At 73.4% G+C, this 16,663-nt stretch carries 14 protein-coding genes and 1 other RNA gene; 11 read left to right on the top strand and 4 right to left on the bottom strand.

Going from position 1 to position 16,663, the window contains the following annotated elements; genetic code table 11:
* Nucleotides 1–51: 51 nt before the first annotated feature.
* The 3 genes from AB0D46_RS28675 (at nt 52) to ssrA (ending at nt 2,290) form a co-directional block, all read left to right on the top strand.
* Entirely contained in the window at nt 52–1,269 is a 1,218-nt protein-coding gene (locus tag AB0D46_RS28675; RefSeq protein ID WP_362881660.1) for a S41 family peptidase, read from the top strand.
* A gap of 18 nt (nt 1,270–1,287) precedes the next feature.
* Nucleotides 1,288–1,773 carry an SsrA-binding protein SmpB gene (smpB, locus tag AB0D46_RS28670; protein ID WP_362881658.1) on the top strand — a complete coding sequence of 162 codons (486 nt, stop codon included), beginning with the start codon at nt 1,288–1,290 and terminating at the stop codon, nt 1,771–1,773.
* Between the two features lie 128 nt (nt 1,774–1,901).
* Nucleotides 1,902–2,290, top strand: a transfer-messenger RNA (tmRNA) gene (gene ssrA, locus AB0D46_RS28665).
* Between the two features lie 62 nt (nt 2,291–2,352).
* On the opposite strand, the gene AB0D46_RS28660 is transcribed toward ssrA, so the two are convergent.
* From AB0D46_RS28660 to AB0D46_RS28645, 4 genes are all read right to left on the bottom strand, one after another.
* A complete protein-coding gene (locus AB0D46_RS28660) occupies nt 2,353–2,610 on the bottom strand; it encodes a Txe/YoeB family addiction module toxin (RefSeq protein ID WP_362881656.1) in 258 nt (85 codons plus the stop codon).
* Nucleotides 2,607–2,882 carry a type II toxin-antitoxin system Phd/YefM family antitoxin gene (locus AB0D46_RS28655; RefSeq protein ID WP_362881654.1) on the bottom strand — a complete coding sequence of 92 codons (276 nt, stop codon included), beginning with the start codon at nt 2,880–2,882 and terminating at the stop codon, nt 2,607–2,609. The genes AB0D46_RS28660 and AB0D46_RS28655 overlap by 4 nt, the downstream gene beginning before the upstream one ends.
* A gap of 194 nt (nt 2,883–3,076) precedes the next feature.
* Nucleotides 3,077–4,318, bottom strand: coding sequence for an SH3 domain-containing protein (locus AB0D46_RS28650; RefSeq protein ID WP_362881652.1), 1,242 nt, complete (start codon nt 4,316–4,318; stop codon nt 3,077–3,079).
* Nucleotides 4,319–4,412: 94 nt separating this feature from the next.
* Nucleotides 4,413–5,699, bottom strand: coding sequence for an MFS transporter (locus AB0D46_RS28645; RefSeq protein WP_362881650.1), 1,287 nt, complete (start codon nt 5,697–5,699; stop codon nt 4,413–4,415).
* An 84-nt stretch (nt 5,700–5,783) separates the two neighbouring features.
* On the opposite strand from AB0D46_RS28645, the gene AB0D46_RS28640 reads away from it, so the two are divergent.
* From AB0D46_RS28640 to AB0D46_RS28605, 8 genes are all read left to right on the top strand, one after another.
* A complete protein-coding gene (locus AB0D46_RS28640; RefSeq protein ID WP_362881649.1) occupies nt 5,784–6,752 on the top strand; it encodes a LysR family transcriptional regulator in 969 nt (322 codons plus the stop codon).
* Nucleotides 6,753–6,848: 96 nt separating this feature from the next.
* Nucleotides 6,849–8,219: a nitrate/nitrite transporter gene (locus AB0D46_RS28635; protein WP_362881647.1), complete on the top strand. Its 1,371-nt coding sequence runs from the start codon at nt 6,849–6,851 to the stop codon at nt 8,217–8,219.
* A gap of 227 nt (nt 8,220–8,446) precedes the next feature.
* Nucleotides 8,447–9,742, top strand: coding sequence for a uroporphyrinogen-III synthase (locus AB0D46_RS28630; RefSeq protein ID WP_362881646.1), 1,296 nt, complete (start codon nt 8,447–8,449; stop codon nt 9,740–9,742).
* 76 nt (nt 9,743–9,818) lie between these two features.
* Nucleotides 9,819–10,361: a GNAT family protein gene (locus AB0D46_RS28625; RefSeq protein WP_362881644.1), complete on the top strand. Its 543-nt coding sequence runs from the start codon at nt 9,819–9,821 to the stop codon at nt 10,359–10,361.
* A gap of 82 nt (nt 10,362–10,443) precedes the next feature.
* Nucleotides 10,444–11,022: an ABATE domain-containing protein gene (locus AB0D46_RS28620; RefSeq protein WP_362881643.1), complete on the top strand. Its 579-nt coding sequence runs from the start codon at nt 10,444–10,446 to the stop codon at nt 11,020–11,022.
* A 272-nt stretch (nt 11,023–11,294) separates the two neighbouring features.
* Nucleotides 11,295–13,601, top strand: coding sequence for a UvrD-helicase domain-containing protein (locus AB0D46_RS28615; RefSeq protein ID WP_362881641.1), 2,307 nt, complete (start codon nt 11,295–11,297; stop codon nt 13,599–13,601).
* 548 nt (nt 13,602–14,149) lie between these two features.
* Nucleotides 14,150–15,556: an NAD-dependent malic enzyme gene (locus tag AB0D46_RS28610; RefSeq protein WP_362881640.1), complete on the top strand. Its 1,407-nt coding sequence runs from the start codon at nt 14,150–14,152 to the stop codon at nt 15,554–15,556.
* Nucleotides 15,557–16,199: 643 nt separating this feature from the next.
* Nucleotides 16,200–16,481 carry an HU family DNA-binding protein gene (locus AB0D46_RS28605; RefSeq protein ID WP_007264399.1) on the top strand — a complete coding sequence of 94 codons (282 nt, stop codon included), beginning with the start codon at nt 16,200–16,202 and terminating at the stop codon, nt 16,479–16,481.
* Nucleotides 16,482–16,663: the final 182 nt, after the last annotated feature.

Genomic DNA, 16,663 nt, shown 5'->3' with positions numbered 1-16,663 from the left:
GGTACGCCCAACCCGCCGTGCCACGGCGGGCCTTGTCCTAGACTCGGCGCCATGCCGGGTCTGCCCGCTCACCGTCTCCGGCCCCGCGACCTGCGTCGTGGGGCCGTCCTGACGTTGGTGTTCGTGACCTCCGTCGTCGCCGCCGCGAGCACCGGCCACCGGGACGCCGCGCACGCCGGCGCCCTCGCCCGTACGAGTGTTCCCGCGCGGGCCGCCGCCTCCGGGCCGACGCCGGGCCCCGCGCCCGCCGCCGTCCCCGACGGGGCGAGCGGCACCGCCGACCGGGAGGCCGTCGCCCGGGCCGCCGCCGAGGCGGTCGCCGAGGGCAAGTCCGGCAAGAAGGCCGCCCAGGAGGTGGTCAGCCGCAGCGGGGACCGCTGGGGCATCGTCTACGACCGGGGCGAGTACGCCGCCTTCGCCGAGGACCTCGACGGCCGGTGGACCGGGGTCGGGCTCTGGGCCGAACGTACCCGCGAGGGCTGGATCCGCGTCGACCGCGTCCAGGCCGCCGGCCCCGCCGCCCGGGCCGGCCTGCGCGCCGGGGACCGACTGCTGAGCGTGGACGGGCGGGCCGTCACCGGCCTCGCCGTGGTCGACGTGGTGGCGCTGCTGCGCGGCGAGGCCGGCACACCGGTGGTGCTGCACCTCAGCCGGGACGGCGCGGACCTCACCGAGACCGTCCGCCGGGAGCAACTGCGCGCCGAGCCGGTGACGGTGCGCCGGCTCGCGGACGGGGTCACCGTCATCAAGGTCGACTCCTTCACCCGCGGCTCGGGGGAGCGGGTGCGGGCGGCCGTCCGCGAGGCGCCGCCCGGCGCCGGCGTCCTGCTGGACCTGCGCGGCAACCCGGGCGGGCTGGTCGCCGAGGCGGTGACCGCGGCCTCCGCGTTCCTGGACGGCGGGCTGGTGGCGACGTACGACGTACGGGGCTCCGAGCGCGCCCTGTACGCCGCCCCGGGCGGGGACACCGGGCGGCCCCTGGTCGCCCTCGTCGACGGCGGCACGATGAGCGCGGCCGAACTCGTCACCGGCGCCCTCCAGGACCGCGGCCGCGCGGTCACCGTCGGCACCCGCACCTTCGGCAAGGGCTCGGTGCAGATGCCCACGGAGCTCCCGGACGGCTCGGTGGCCGAGCTGACCGTCGGCACGTACCGCACGCCGGCGGGCCGCAGCCTCGACGGCGGCGGCATCACCCCGGACCTCGCGGCCCGCGAAGGGGCCGAGGAACGGGCGCGCAAGGTATTGGGTGGCCTCGGGGTGGGTCCGTAGTGCGAAAATGACCGCACTATGGCTAAGGAAACAGGGCGCAAGATGATCGCCCAGAACAAGAAGGCGCGGCACGACTACACGATCATCGACACCTATGAGTGCGGTCTCGTGCTCACGGGCACCGAGGTCAAGTCCCTGCGTCAGGGCCGGGCCTCGCTGGTGGACGGGTTCGTGTCGGTGGAGAGCGGCGAGGCGTGGCTCTACAACGTGCACGTGCCGGAGTACAGCCAGGGCACCTGGACCAACCACAGCGCGCGGCGCAAGCGCAAGCTCCTCCTGCACCGCGAGGAGATCGACAAGCTGGACTCGAAGACGGGGGAGACCGGCAACACGATCGTGCCGCTCGCCCTCTACTTCAAGGACGGCCGGGCGAAGATCGAGATCGCGCTGGCGAAGGGCAAGAAGGAGTACGACAAGCGCCAGTCGCTGCGCGAGAAGCAGGACACGCGCGAGACGAACCGGGTGATCTCGGCCGTCAAGCGCAAGGAGCGGGGCCGGCTCTAATGTCCTGGCACGCAGTGGTCCACTTCGCGTACGATGGCGTCAGCACCACGCGCTTGCGGGTGGCGCCGGTCGAGCGGGACGCATGGAGAGCGCCCGCTGGATCTCAATAACTGAACAGCGTGAAACATGGGGATGATCGGTTTCGACAGCGGCTGTCGATGTAGGGGAAGCGAGCCGAGGAAGCGGCAATGATCTCGTTAACCATATGTCGCAAACAATAATCGCCAACTCCAAGAGCGATAACTCCCGCTTCACCCTCGCTGCCTAATAACAGTGAGCTGAAGCCTCTGTGAGGAGCGTCAGCCCGGAAGTGGTCCCGGTCCGGATCCTGGCGTCAATTAGGGATCTAAACCTCTAACTCCGGTCACGGGGGATAGAGGGAAATCAAACAGTGACTGAGCCCGTCGGAGACTTGTCCGTGTGATCTCCGGGGCCGAGAAAAGCGCAGCGGAATGCGCTCGGAGAAGCCCTACTTCTGCACCGTTGGACGCGGGTTCGATTCCCGCCATCTCCACCACCCCATGTAGGCGAAGGCCCCGCAGCTCCTGGCTGCGGGGCCTTCGTCATGCCCGGGCGGGGTCAGTAGTGATACCGGGCCTTGAGGATCTTCACTTCCTTCTCGTCCGCCCGGTACACGAGGCGGTGCTCGTCGTCGATGCGGCGGGACCAGTAGCCGGACAGCTCTCCCTTCAGGGGCTCGGGCTTGCCGATGCCGGTGAACGGGTCGCGTTGGATTTCCCCGATCAGACGGGTGATCCTGCGAGCCCTTTTCCGGTCGGACGCGAGCCAGAAGAGGAAGTCCTCCCAGGCGTCGGAGTCGAAGTGGACGCTCCTCACTCCTCGCCTCCGGCCAACTCCCGAAGCTCATCGAGGGATGTCACCGTCGTGGGCGCACCCTCCCGGTCGCGGGCGACGGCCTCCATCAGCCGCCGGGCGTTGGCCGGGGAGCGCAGCAGGTAGACGGTCTCCTGCCAGGAGTCGTAGTCGTCGGCGGACATGAGGACGGCGTCGCCGCCGCGCGACGTGATCCGCACCGGGTGGTGGTCGGTGTTGACGCGTTCGATGAGGGGGAAGAGGTTGGCCCGTGCTTCGCTGGCGCTCATGGACATGATCACTCCTTCTCGCTCGTACCAGTTTACGGTACGAGACCGGTACCGTGAACTGGTACCTATCTGGAAGGGGGTCTCCTCTTCCTCCGGTTCCGGTGCTCCTCGGTGCTCCTTGAAGAAGAAGGCCCCGCAGCTCCTGGCAGCGGGGCCTTCGTCATGTCCGGGCGGGGTGGGGGACCCGTGCGGGGGTCAGGTCAGCAGAAGGGGACCTTGTTGAGGTTCTGGGCGTAGCGGGCGGCGATCCAGCCGGTGCCGTCGGCGAGTTTGTACCAAATCGTGTTGCCGTGGACCTTTTGGCCGTTGACCTTGCACTGGAGGGCCACGACCGTGCCGGTCGGCGCCTTGCCCTTCTCGGCGTAGTTGGTGCCGGGGCCGGAGCGGATGCCGAGGCCCTTGCCGGGCGGGACGATGCGGGCCTTCGGGGTCTTCTTGCCGTGTTCGTCGTGGCCCGGCTTGTTGTGACCGGGCTTGCTGTGGCCCGGCTTGTCGTGACCGGGCTTGTCGTGACCGCCGTGGCCGTTCTCGCACTTCTTGCAGGCGCCGGGCTTTCCGTTGTCGCCCTTGTCGCCCTTCGGGCCGCGGTCGCCCTTCGGGCCCTGGGGGCCGTCGGACGGGCCGCGGTCGCCCTTCGGGCCGCGCGGGCCCGCCTCGCCGCGGGGACCGGCGGGGCCGCCCCGGCCGGTGTCGCCGCGGTCGCCCTTGGGGCCGCGTTCGCCCCGTTCGCCGCGGTCGCCCTTCTCGCCGCGGGGTCCGCCCGACGGGCCCTGGTCGCCCTTCGGGCCCTGCGGGCCGGTGTCGCCGCGGTCGCCCTTGGGGCCGCGTTCGCCCTGGTCCCCTTGGTCGCCCTTGTCGCCCTTGTCGCCCTGCGGGCCGGGGCGGCCCGGCTTGCCGTGGTGGCCGGGCTTGCCGTCGTGACCGTCGTGGCCCGGCCGGCCGTCGTCGCCCTTGGGGCCCGTCACCGGGGTGGACACCGCGAACAGGGCCGACTCCTCGGAGCCGGCGGCCCATTCGCCGCCGTCCAGGGTGGCGCCCTCGGGGGCGTCCGCGTCCACGTGCAGCGCCACCGCGAGCCGGGTCCGGGTGTTCGCCGGGAAGGTGAAGCCCGCGCGGGTTCCCGCGTCGCAGGTCAGCAGGCGGGCGTCCGACGAGCGCTCGCACGAACCGGCCGCGCGGTCGCCGTTCCAGTAGACGCGGGCCTCGGGGAACGTCGTCCGCTCCGGAGCGGTGATGCGGAAGGTGCTGCTGCGCGTCGCGTCCGCCCCGCCCGCGGCCGAGATGACCACGCGCCCCGTCGTGCCGGGAGCGATCGAGGGGACGTACGGCTGGGAGAAGCGCAGGTCCGAGGCGGCGGCCAGGGCCGGCGCGGCCGGCAGCAGGCAGCCGGCGGTGACGGCGGCGACGAACAGGGCGGCGGGCACGGAACGGGAAGCAGGCAAGGGGTGTTCCTCCGCAAGGGGAAGGGCGTCGGGGGGAAGGCTCCCCAGTTATGGCCGATCCCGCGCGGCGGTGGTGCGTACCACGCGGGAGTGATCACTCGGCCGCCGGATCAAATCGTCCCGTCACGGCGCCGAGCAGGGCCAACAGGGCGGCCGCGGCGGGCAGCAGGTACGCCGTCGTCGTGCCGAGGCGGTCGACGGTCAGGCCCGCCGTGGCCGAACCGACGGCGATGCCGCCGAGGATGGCGGTGACGGCCAGGGTCAGCCCCTCGTTCAGCCGCTCCCGCGGGGTGGCCCGCTGGACCAGGGCCATCGCGGTGACCATCGCCGGGGCCGTCGCCGCGCCCGCCAGCAACAGCGCGCAGCCCAACAGGGCCAGGGACTCGGCGCCGGCCGCGATCCAGGGCAGCGCCATCGCCGCGGCCAGGGCGAGCAGGCACGTGCGCAGGCTCCGGGGCCGGCGGGTGCCGTAGAGCAGGCCTGCCGCGCAGGAGCCCGCCGCCTGGAGGGCGAGGACCGGGCCGGTGGCGGCGCCGAGCCCCTGCGCGCCGAGGTGCGCGATCGAGGTGACCTCCATCGAGCCGAACACGACCCCGGTGGCGAGGAACAGCCCGAGCAGCGGCAGCAGCCGGCGCGCCGGGGAAGGGTCGGCGCCGGTCACGGGCCGGGCGCCGGCGGCCGGCGGCTCCGTGGCGCGGTGCGCGGTGAACACCGCCATCCCGGTCAGCAGCAGGACCGCCGCGACGAGGGTGCCCGCCTCCGGGAAGAGCGCCGTGCACAGGAACGCGGCCGCCACCGGGCCGAGCAGGTAGCAGAGTTCGTCGGCGGCCTGTTCGAAGGACATCGCCGTGTGGTGCGAGGCCGGGGGCAGCAGGTGGGTCCAGCGGGCCCGGGACATGCCGCCGATGTTGGGGGTGGTGGCGGTGGCCGCGTACGAGGCGAACAGGGTCCAGGCCGGTGCCTGCGTACGGACGCACAGGACCAGCGACAGCGAGCCGAGGACCGCGACCGCGGTGGCCGGCAGGGCGATCCGGGCCTGGCCGTACCGGTCGACCAGCCGGGCCGTCCACGGGGCGACGAGCGCGGTGGCCGCCAGTCCGGTCGCGGTGACCGCGCCGGCGAGGGCGTACGAACCGCGCTGGCCCGCGATCATCAGTACGGCGCTGATCCCGAACATGCCCATCGGCAGGCGGGCGATCAGGTTCCCGGCGGTGAAGCCCCGGGCGCCCGGCACGGCGAACAGCCGGCGGTACGGGCCCGGCGGGCGGGTACGGCGGGTGGCGGGGGCGACGGCGCGGGCGGGGGCGACGGGGCCGGGGCGGCGGGGGGACAGGACCAGGGTGCTGCCCGTTACGGCCATGAACGGGGTCTTCTGCGGCATGCCACGAGCCTGCGGCCCGCATCGGCCCGCGGTCCAACACCTGTTCGGGGGCCATTCACCGCTCCGAGTTGTTAATCTCCGGGGATGACCACCCGCGATGTCGACCCCCGGCTGCTGCGCGGCTTCGTCGCCGTCGCCGAGGACCTCCACTTCTCCCGCGCCGCCGCCCGCCTCCACGTGGCCCAGCAGGCGCTCAGCCGCGACGTGCGCCGCCTCGAACTTCTCGTCCGCGCGCCGCTGTTCGCCCGCACCACCCGGGCCGTGGAACTCACCCCCGAGGGCGAGCGACTGCTCCCGTACGCCCGCGAGGTGCTGCGCGCGCACGAGGAACTCGCCGCCGCCTTCACCGGGCCGCCCCGCGCCCTCCTCGTCGACGTCAACACCGACGGCCCCGGCACCGGCCGCAGCGTCCTGGAACGCGCCCGCGAACTCGCCCCCGGCTGCGAACTGATGGCCCGTTTCGAGAGCGGCCTCACCCACGCCGCCGGGGAGGTCGTCGCCGGCCGGCTGGACGTCTCCTTCGGCTACGCCGCCGGCCTCGACCCGGCGCTGCGCTCCCGCCTCGCGCACCGGCCCGTGCGGTACGAACCCCTCGCCGTGCTGCTGCCCGACGGGCACCCGCTGGCCGCGCGGGACGACGTACCACTGGCCGCGCTGGCCGGGGAGACCGTGTACACGGGGGCCGGGAACCCGCGCACCGCGGAGTGGACGCGGCTGGCCGGCGAACTGTTCGCCGGCCGGGGCATCCACGCGGCGCCGCCCGCCCCGGTCGCCGTCGGCAAGGAGGAGTTCGGCCGGGTGATGGCCAAGACCCGCAACCCGGTCCTGGTCACCGTCGGCTTCGCCGACATGCCCGGAGCCGTCAAACGGCCCCTCGTCGACCCCGTCCCGCTGTCCCCGCTGGCCATGGTGTGGCGCACGGACCTGCGCCACCCCGGCCTCGACGCCCTGCTGCGGGCCGTCGAGGAACTCCAGGGCCCGGCCGGCTGGCTGGACGTCCCCCCGGGCAGCTGGCTCCCCGCCACACTCACACCGGGCCCCGGCGGCGGGTGAGTGCACGGTATCCCGCCGGTCATCCGGCGGGGACCGGGGCCGAAACGCGCCCTTCCTACCGTCGGACCAAGGATGCGAGAGCTGTGGAGGCGAGTGATGACCCGTACGACCGCACCGCGCGAGGGGGGCCGCTGGATCGAGCGGTGGGACCCCGAGGACGAGACGTTCTGGAAGGAGACCGGGGAGCGGACCGCCCGCCGCAACCTCCTCTACTCCGTCCTCTCCGAACACATCGGCTTCTCCATCTGGTCCATGTGGTCCGTGATGGTCCTCTTCATGGGTCCCCGCTACGGCATCGACCCCGCCGGGAAGTTCTTCCTCATCGCCACCGCCACCTGCGTCGGGGCCCTGGTGCGCGTGCCCTACACCTTCGCCGTCGCCCGCTTCGGCGGCCGCAACTGGACCGTCGTCAGCGCCCTGCTGCTCCTCGCGCCGACCGTCGCCGCGCTCTTCGTCATGGAGCCCGGCACCTCGTACGCCACCTTCGTGGTCGTCGCCGCGCTCACCGGGGTGGGCGGCGGCAACTTCGCCTCGTCGATGACGAACATCAACGCCTTCTTCCCGCTCCGCAAGAAGGGCTGGGCCCTCGGCCTCAACGCGGGCGGAGGCAACATCGGCGTCCCCGTCGTGCAGCTCGCCGCCCTCCTCGTCATCGCGACCGCCGGGGCCGACCGGCCCCGGCTGCTGCTCGCCGCCTACCTGCCGCTGATCGTCGCCGCGGCCGCCCTGGCCCTCGTACGCATGGACAACCTGGCACCCGTGCGCAACGACGCGGGCGCCGTCCGGGAGGCGGTCCGTGAGGCCCACACCTGGATCATGGCGTTCCTCTACGTCGGCACCTTCGGCTCCTTCATCGGCTACAGCTTCGCCTTCGGCCTGGTGCTCCAGACCCAGTTCGGCCGGACCCCGCTCCAGGCCGCGTCGCTGACCTTCATCGGACCGCTGCTCGGCTCCCTGGTGCGGCCCGTGGGCGGCGCGCTCGCCGACCGGCTCGGCGGCGCCCGGATCACCCTGGCCTGCTTCGTGGCGATGGCGGCGGCGACCGGAGTGGTCGTCCTGGCCTCCGTACGGGCCTCCCTGCCCGTGTTCCTGATCGGGTTCGTCGCCCTGTTCGCGCTCAGCGGCGTCGGCAACGGCTCCACCTACAAGATGATCCCCGGGATCTTCCAGGCGAAGGCCCTGGCCCGCGGAATGGACGGCGAGGACGCCGCCGCGTACGGCCGCCGGCTCTCCGGCGCCGCCATGGGACTGATCGGGGCCGTCGGCGCGCTCGGCGGACTCGCCATCAACCTGGTGTTCCGGGAGGCGTTCGCCTCCTCCGGCTCCGGCACCGCCGCCTTCGTCACCTTCCTCGGCTTCTACGCGGCGTGCTGCGCCGTCACCTGGGCGGTATACCTTCGCCGCCCGGCGGCGGTACCGGCACCCACCGCCGGAACCGAGGCGAAACCGCAGCTCACCGCCGTGTGACGGCACCGGCGCGGCGGGCGGCGTTACGGCGCCGAAATGCGGTGGAACCGAGTCCGACACGCCGGCTTGGCAGGCTCGGTGAGCGCGGCGGGACACCCCGATCCGATCGGGGGACGGGACACCCCGACCCCCTCGGGGACGGGAGACTCCACCGCGTACGAGACACCCCACCCCACCCGGGAAGGCCCAGCGGGCCCCGGGCACGGCAGCCGAGGCAGGTCACAACGATGGACGACGACCACGAGGGCGACGACGCGACGCACGGCGGACGGGCCGCGGACGCGGGCGGGAGCGCGGGCGGGAGCGCGGACGGGGGTTCGGCCGGCGGCGGGCGTCGGGCCGCCGGTGGCGCGGCCCGAGCGGGCGGGGGAGGGGCCGGAGGAGCGGCCGTTCCCACCGGACCGCTCGCCGGGTTCACCGTCGGGGTCACCGCCGCCCGCCGGGCGGACGAGTTCATCGCGCTGTTGAAGCGGCGCGGGGCGGCCGTCATCCACGCGCCCGCCCTGCGGATCGTGCCGCTGGCCGACGACAGTGAGCTGATGGCCGCTACCAAGCAACTCGTCGACAGCCCGCCGGACGTCGTCGTCGCGACCACCGCCATCGGCTTCCGCGGCTGGATCGAGGCCGCCGACGGGTGGGGCATCGGCGAGGACCTGCTGGCCCGGCTCCGGGCGAGCGAACTCCTCGTACGCGGACCCAAGGTGAAGGGCGCCGTACGGGCCGCCGGGCTGGTGGAGTCCTGGTCACCGGCGTCCGAATCGCTCGCCGAGGTCCTGGACCGGCTGCTCGACGGCGGCGTCGCCGGCCGCCGCATCGCCCTCCAACTCCACGGCGAACCCCTGCCCGGCTTCGTCGAGGCGCTGCGCGCCGGCGGCGCCGACGTGGTCCCCGTACCCGTCTACCGGTGGATGCCGCCGGAGGACCTCGCCCCGCTGGACCGACTGCTCGACGCGGTGGCCGTGGGCACCGTCGACGCCCTCGGCTTCACCTCCGCGCCCGCCGCCGCCTCCCTGCTCTCCCGGGCCGCGGAACGCGGACTGCGGGAGGCCGTGCTGGAGGCGCTGCGCGGGCCCGTCCTGGCCGCCTGCGTGGGCCCGGTCACCGCGCTGCCGCTACAGGCGGAGGACGTCCCCACCGTCCAGCCCGAACGCTTCCGGCTCGGACCGCTCGTCCAACTGCTCTGCCAGGAACTGCCCGGGCGGGCCCGGGTGCTCGCCGTGGCCGGACACCGGCTGGAGATCCGCGGACACGCGGTGCTCGTCGACGCCGAGCTGCGGGCGGTGCCCCCGGCCGGCATGGCCCTGCTCGCGGCGCTGGCCCGGCGGCCCGGCTGGGTGGTGTCCCGGGCCGACCTGCTGCGGGCCCTGCCGGGCGCGGGCAGCGACGAGCACGCCGTCGAGACGGCGATGGCCCGACTGCGGGCCGCCCTCGGGGCGCCGCTGCTGATCCAGACGGTGGTCAAACGCGGCTACCGGCTGTCGGTGGACGCCGGCGGCGAGGACCGCTTCGCGGAGCGGGGGTGAGGGGCGGGGCGCCCTGCCCGTGAGCCGGCCGGGCCGGGGCCTGGGCAGGGCGGGGCGGTTCCGTTAGCGTGCTCGGATGATCGTTGACGGGGTGGGGATGAGGGGCGTCACGCTCGACGACGCCGCCGGGCTGGCCGACGTACTGGCCCGCAACCGCGCGTACATGGCGCCGTACGAGCCCGGGCGCGCCCCGGAGTTCTACACCGAGGGGGGCCAGCTGGAGCGGCTGCGGACCCTGCTCGCCGACCGCGACGCCGGGCGGGCCCTGCCGTACGTCCTGACCGCCGACGGCGCCCCGATCGGGACGATCAACCTCGGCAACCTCGTCCGCGGCCCGCTGTGCAGCGGCGGCGTCGGCTACTGGATCGACCGGGTGTGGGCCGGCAAGGGGATCGCGACGGCCGCCGTCGAGGAGGTCTGCCGGATCGCCCGCGACGAGGCCGGGCTGCACCGCGTCGAAGCCGGCACCCTGGTGGACAACCTCGCCTCCCAGCGGGTCCTGGCCAAGGCCGGCTTCACCGCGTACGGACTCGCGCCCCGCTACCTCCACATCAACGGGGCCTGGCGCGACCACGTCCTCTTCCAACGCCTGCTCCACGACGACCCGCCCGCCCCGTAGCCCCCCTCGCGGGGGGTTCCGCATCGCCCCCGCCGACGGCACTCTGGGGAGGCGGCTCCCGGCGACCGAGGCGGTGACGGGCATGTGGTTCGAGTCCGGACGGGTCTGTCTGGCCCTGCTGGCCACCTTCACCCCCCACGGGGACACCGAAGGCCTCCGCGACGGCGACGAGCTGCGCCTGTGGCTCGTCGGCGCCGGCCTGGTGCCCGACCGGACCCCGCTGGGAGGCCTGGGCCCCGACTGGGTGGCCGCGTTCCGCGGCCTGCGCGACGACGTCGACCGCCTCGTCCGCGCCGCACTCAATGGCCGGCCCCCCGCCGAGGACGCCCTCGCCCGGGTCAACGCGGCGGCCGCGGGCCCACCCCCGGGCCTGTGCGCCGTCCGGGACCGTGAGGGCCACCTCGTACGGGAACTGTGCGGCGGCGTCGAATGCGCCGGCCTGCTCGCCGCGGTGGCCCGCGACGCCGTCGAACTCCTCACGGAACCCGGCGACATGGCCCTGCTCCGCGCCTGCGCGGGCGACGGCTGCGCCCGGGTCTACCTGGACACCTCCCGCGGCCACCGCCGCCGCTGGTGCAGCAGCGAACTCTGCGGCAACCGCGAACGCGTGGCCCGCCACCGCCGGAGGGTGGCGGGGGTGGCGGGGGCGGGGTCGGGCTGACGACGGGTGGGCGGCGCACCTCGGGGGGGGGAAACCCCCGAAGGAACGGCATGGGGGACGGATGGGCAGGAACGGGTCCGTCCCCTCGTCTCATCGTTGAGAGACCCGCTCCCCACCCCCTCCCCTCAAACCCTCCCCAACCCCCCCAAGTCCGATCGCGCTCCCCCCGCCCCGATCCGCGCAATTCGTCCGGCGCGCGGAACCGGCGTGCGGACAGGGGCTGGATTCGCGTACGGTTGACGGTCGCCCATGCACGTCAGAAGGGGGCCTTGGTGGCCGCGCAGAATGCCGCTGTCGACAGCACGGCGGATTCCGTCCGCGATCGGGAGATCGCGGGCGAGCAGACGCATCTCGACCAGGTGTACCGACGCCTTGAGGAGAAGATCCACGAGGCCGAGTTCCTGGTGAACGACGCCGCCAAACGGGGCCAGGTCGGCACGCCCGGCGCGCTCGCCGAGCGCGACGCGCAGGTGTTCCGCGCCGGGATCCACCTCAACCGGTTGAACAACGAGTTCGAGGACTTCCTCTTCGGACGGATCGACCTGGTCCAGGGCAAGGACGGGGAGCGCGGCGCCGACGGCGCCTTCACCTCCGTCGAGCCCGCCGACGACGCGATCCGCCCGGACCTCACCGCCGACATCGCCGAAACCCTGCACATCGGGCGCATCGGCGTACTCGACACCGACTACGCGCCCCTCGTCATCGACTGGCGCGCCCCCGCGGCCGCGCCGTTCTACCGGTCCACGCCCAAGGACCCCGGCCGTGTCGTGCGGCGGCGCGTGATCCGGTCCAAGGGCCGCAAGGTGCTCGGTGTCGAGGACGACCTGATGCGTCCCGAGGTCACCGCCACCCTCGACGGCGTCGAGCTGCCCGCCATCGGCGACGGGGCGCTGATGGCCGCCCTCGGTCGGGCGCGGACGCACTCCATGCGCGACATCGTCTCCTCCATCCAGGCCGAACAGGACCTGGTCATCCGGGCCCCCGCCGCGTCCGTCGCCGAGGTGGCGGGCGGGCCCGGCACCGGGAAGACCGCCGTCGCCCTGCACCGGGCGGCGTACCTGCTCTACCAGGACCGGCGGCGCTACTCCGGCGGCATCCTGATCGTGTCGCCGACCCCGTTGCTCGTCGCCTACACGGAGGGCGTGCTGCCGTCCCTCGGCGAGGAGGGGCAGGTCGCCATCCGGGCACTCGGCTCGCTCGTCGACGGGGCCGAGGCGACCACGTACGACGATCCGGCCGTCGCCCGGATCAAGGGTTCCTCCCGGATGCTCAAGGTGCTCCGCAAGGCCGTACGGGGCGCCCTGGAGCTGGGCGACGCGCCCGATCGACTGCGCGTCGTGGCCTTCGGGCGGCGTCAGGAGCTGGAGTCCGCCGAGCTGAACCGGATCCGGCAGAACGTGCTCGGCGGGACGGCGCCGGTGAACCTGCTGCGCCCGCGCGCCCGCAAGCTGCTCCTCGACGCCCTCTACTCGAAGTCCGGCGGCGCGGGCCGGCACAGCGACCCGGAGCTCGCGGCCGAGCTGCGGTCCGCGTTCGACGAGGACATCTCGACGGAGGACGACTTCATCGGGTTCCTGAACGCCTGGTGGCCCGAGCTCACCCCGCGCAAGGTCCTCGCGGCGATGGCCGACGAGCGGCGCCTCGGCCGTTGGTCTCGCCGGGACCTGAACCCGCGCGAGACCCGGCAGCTGGCGCGCTCCCTGCGCCGGGTCGGCCCGGACGGCAAGGGTCCGCTGTCGGTGCACGACGTGGCCCTGCTGGACGAGCTCCAGCAGCTCCTCGGCGCGCCGGCGCGGCCCAGGCGCAGGCGGGACATGGATCCGCTGGACCAGCTCAGCGGGCTGGAGGAGCTGATGCCGACCCGCGAGGAGACCCAGTGGGAGCGGGCGGAACGGATCGCGGCCGAGCGCACCGAGTACGCGCACGTGATCGTCGACGAGGCCCAGGACCTGACGCCGATGCAGTGGCGGATGGTGGGCCGGCGGGGCCGGATGGGCACCTGGACGGTGGTCGGTGACCCGGCGCAGTCCTCGTGGACCGATCCCGAGGAGGCGGCCGCCGCCCGGGACGAGGCGTTGGGGCGCAGGCCGCGCCGGCGCTTCACGCTCACGGTGAACTATCGCAACCCGGCCGAGGTGGCCGAGGTCGCCTCGCGGGTGCTGAAGCTGGCGATGCCGGGCATGGAGCCGCCCACCGCGGTGCGCTCCACCGGCCTGGAGCCCCGCTTCGCGGTGGCCGGCGCAGACCTGGGCGCGTCCGTCCGGGAGGAGACCCGGCGGCTGCTGGAGCAGGTGGACGGCACGGTCGGCGTCGTCGTCGCCATGGACCGCCGGGCGGAGGCGGCCGGCTGGCTGGCCGACCTCGGGGAGCGTGCCGTGGCGCTGGGCAGCCTGGAGGCCAAGGGCCTGGAGTACGACGCCACGGTGGTGGTCTCCCCGGCGGAGATCGCGAACGAGTCCCCGGCCGGCCTGCGCGTCCTGTACGTGGCGCTCACGCGCGCGACGCAGCAGCTGACGGTGGTCTCGGCGCCGGGCGACCGGCCGGGCCCGGACGGCGTCGCGGAGCTGCTGCGGCCCTGAGGGGCGAACCCGGTACGCCAACCCGGTACGCCAACCCGGTACCCGAACCCGGTACGCGAACCCCGGCCCCGTACGCCGCCCGCGTCCCGGGGCCGGGTTCCCGCCGCCCGCCCCCGGGTCGGCTTCCCGGGCGGGGCCGGATGGCCCGCGGCCAGGAGCGTGATCGGGCGATCGAACCCGCTGGAGGGGGATCGCATTCGGCGAACCTTTGTTAGCCTGGTCAGGACACCGGCTCGATCCAAGCCCCCGGGCCCAACCTTCGTCGCTCAGAGCGACCACTTGCCGCGAGGCGAGCATGGCGGGTCGGTGTCTTAGACGGAACACCAGGTCCGCGCCCTCCACCCAGTGGGGGGCGCGGACCTGTTTTGTGTTAATCCACCATTCCGCCGGCCCTGACTCTCTCGTATGGTGGAAGAGTTCTTCCGAAATTTGTAGCTGGTTACCTTTTACCGGCTGGTAGGTGGGACGATCGGACAACGGGACCCGTCACACCTGTCGTGTGCGGGCCCCGTGTACAGCGAAATCAGGGACAGAAGAGGAACACGGCCATGGCAACGGCGCCCAGCGTCTCGTATTCGATGACGGTCCGCCTGGAAGTGCCCGCGAGCGGAACCGCGGTCTCCCAGCTCACCACCGCCGTGGAGTCTTCAGGGGGCTCGGTCACCGGCCTCGACGTGACCGCCTCCGGCCACGAAAAGCTCCGTATCGACGTCACCATCGCCGCGACCTCCACCGCGCACGCCGACGAGATCGTCGAGAAGCTGCGCGGCATCGAGGGCGTCAGCCTCGGCAAGGTCTCCGACCGAACCTTCCTGATGCACCTCGGCGGCAAGATCGAGATGGCGTCCAAGCACCCCATCCGCAACCGTGACGACCTCTCGATGATCTACACCCCGGGCGTCGCCCGCGTGTGCATGGCGATCGCCGAGAACCCCGAGGACGCCCGGCGCCTGACCATCAAGCGCAACACCGTCGCAGTTGTGACGGACGGCTCCGCCGTGCTGGGCCTGGGCAACATCGGCCCGATGGCCGCCATGCCGGTCATGGAGGGCAAGGCGGCCCTCTTCAAGCGCTTCGCCGACATCGACGCCTGGCCGATCTGCCTGGACACCCAGGACCCCGACGAGATCGTGGCCGTCGTCAAGGCCATCGCCCCGGGCTTCGCCGGCATCAACCTGGAGGACATCTCCGCACCGCGCTGCTTCGAGATCGAGGCCCGGCTGCGCGAGGCCCTCGACATCCCCGTCTTCCACGACGACCAGCACGGCACCGCGATCGTCGTCCTCGCCGCGCTGACCAACGCACTTCGCGTCGTCGGCAAGGCAGTTGGTGACGTCAAGGTCGTCATGTCCGGCGCCGGCGCCGCCGGTACGGCCATTCTGAAGCTGCTCCTCGCGGCGGGAGTCAAGAACGCGGTCAGCGCCGACATCCACGGTGTCGTGCACGCGGGCCGTCCCGACCTGGTGGACGCGGCGGCCGATTCCCCGCTGCGTTGGATCGCGGACAACACCAACCCCGAGGGCTACACCGGCACCCTCAAGGAGGCCGTGGTCGGCGCCGACGTCTTCATCGGCGTCTCGGCCCCCAACGTGCTCTCCGGCGAGGACGTCGCGGCCATGGCCGAGGGCGCCATCGTGTTCGCGCTCGCGAACCCGGACCCCGAAGTGGACCCGGCCGTCGCCCGCCGGACGGCGGCCGTCGTGGCCACCGGCCGCTCGGACTTCCCGAACCAGATCAACAACGTGCTGGTCTTCCCGGGCGTCTTCCGCGGTCTGCTGGACGCTCAGTCCCGCACCGTGAACACCGACATGATGCTGGCCGCCGCCACCGCCCTCGCGGACGTCGTCGGCGAGGACGAGCTGAACGCGAACTACATCATCCCGTCGGTCTTCAACGACAAGGTCGCGGGCGCGGTCGCCGGAGCGGTCCGCAAGGCCGCCACCGCCGGTCAGTAGCCTCCCGGACGGGCTCGGCGGCCACCACGGACCCGCTGGGCCCGTTCGGCGTGCCTGACGGCGCGTGGGGCGGTGCGTGCGGCGCCGCACGCACCCGCCGCGTGCCGCCACGGCCGTACGGGCGGCCCGTGGCCGACAGGCGGGGCCCGGAGCCCCGTTCGGCCCCTCGGGCCGGCCTCCGTCGGCCCGCCCCGCGGACCGCCCCCCGCGCGCCGTTCCGGCCGCCCGTTCGGGCGCTCCGTCCGAACGGCCGCTGCCGGACGGTCCCACGGCTGTCCGAAGACCCGTTCGAAGCGCGTTCCGGCCGCCGTTGTGACGGGCCCCACGCCCGCGTCCCGGCGCGTCGCGGGATGCGGGCCCGGCGGGCCGCCTCTAGGGTTGCGGGGATGCCCGCGTGGCTCGCGGTCCGCATCCAACCGGATGGCCTCCGGTGCGGACGGAGCGTCACCGCGGCGTGACTGTGGCGCTTTTCGTGTGACCCTGGCGGGTGCCGGATTGGCTTTCCCGCCGCTGGTGGGGGCAGGATGCGTAACCGGGCGAGAGGGTCTGACGTTCAGACCCGGGTCCGGGGACTGTCCGAGGGCCCTGGCAGCATCGGCTTCGATCTCACGCCTCTAAGGCAAGTTGAACACGGGAGTACAACATGAACCGCAGTGAGCTGGTGGCCGCTCTGTCCGAGCGCGCCGAGGTGACCCGCAAGGACGCCGACGCCGTTCTGGCCGCGCTCGCCGAGACCGTCGGCGAGATTGTCGCCAAGGGCGACGAGAAGGTCACCATTCCCGGCTTCCTGACCTTCGAGCGCACCCACCGTGCCGCTCGCACCGCGCGCAACCCGCAGACCGGCGACCCCATCCAGATTCCGGCCGGCTACAGCGTGAAGGTCTCCGCGGGCTCCAAGCTCAAGGAAGCCGCCAAGGGCAAGTAGCACCGCCCTTGTGCCGAGGGCAGGAGCCGGGTGCCGGGGGTCAGGCCGAGCTTGCGGCTCGCGATCATCCTCCTCGCGATCTTCGCGTCCGCGATGATCTACCGCTTCGTCCCCGGTTTCGGCGACGAGATACGCGCACCCCGAATACAGCTCACCGGAGATCACCAACCCGCTCGACGCCG

The organism is Streptomyces sp. NPDC048383 (genome assembly GCF_040651775.1).
GTDB lineage: Bacteria > Actinomycetota > Actinomycetes > Streptomycetales > Streptomycetaceae > Streptomyces.
This window is presented reverse-complemented; position numbering and strand designations above follow the sequence as displayed.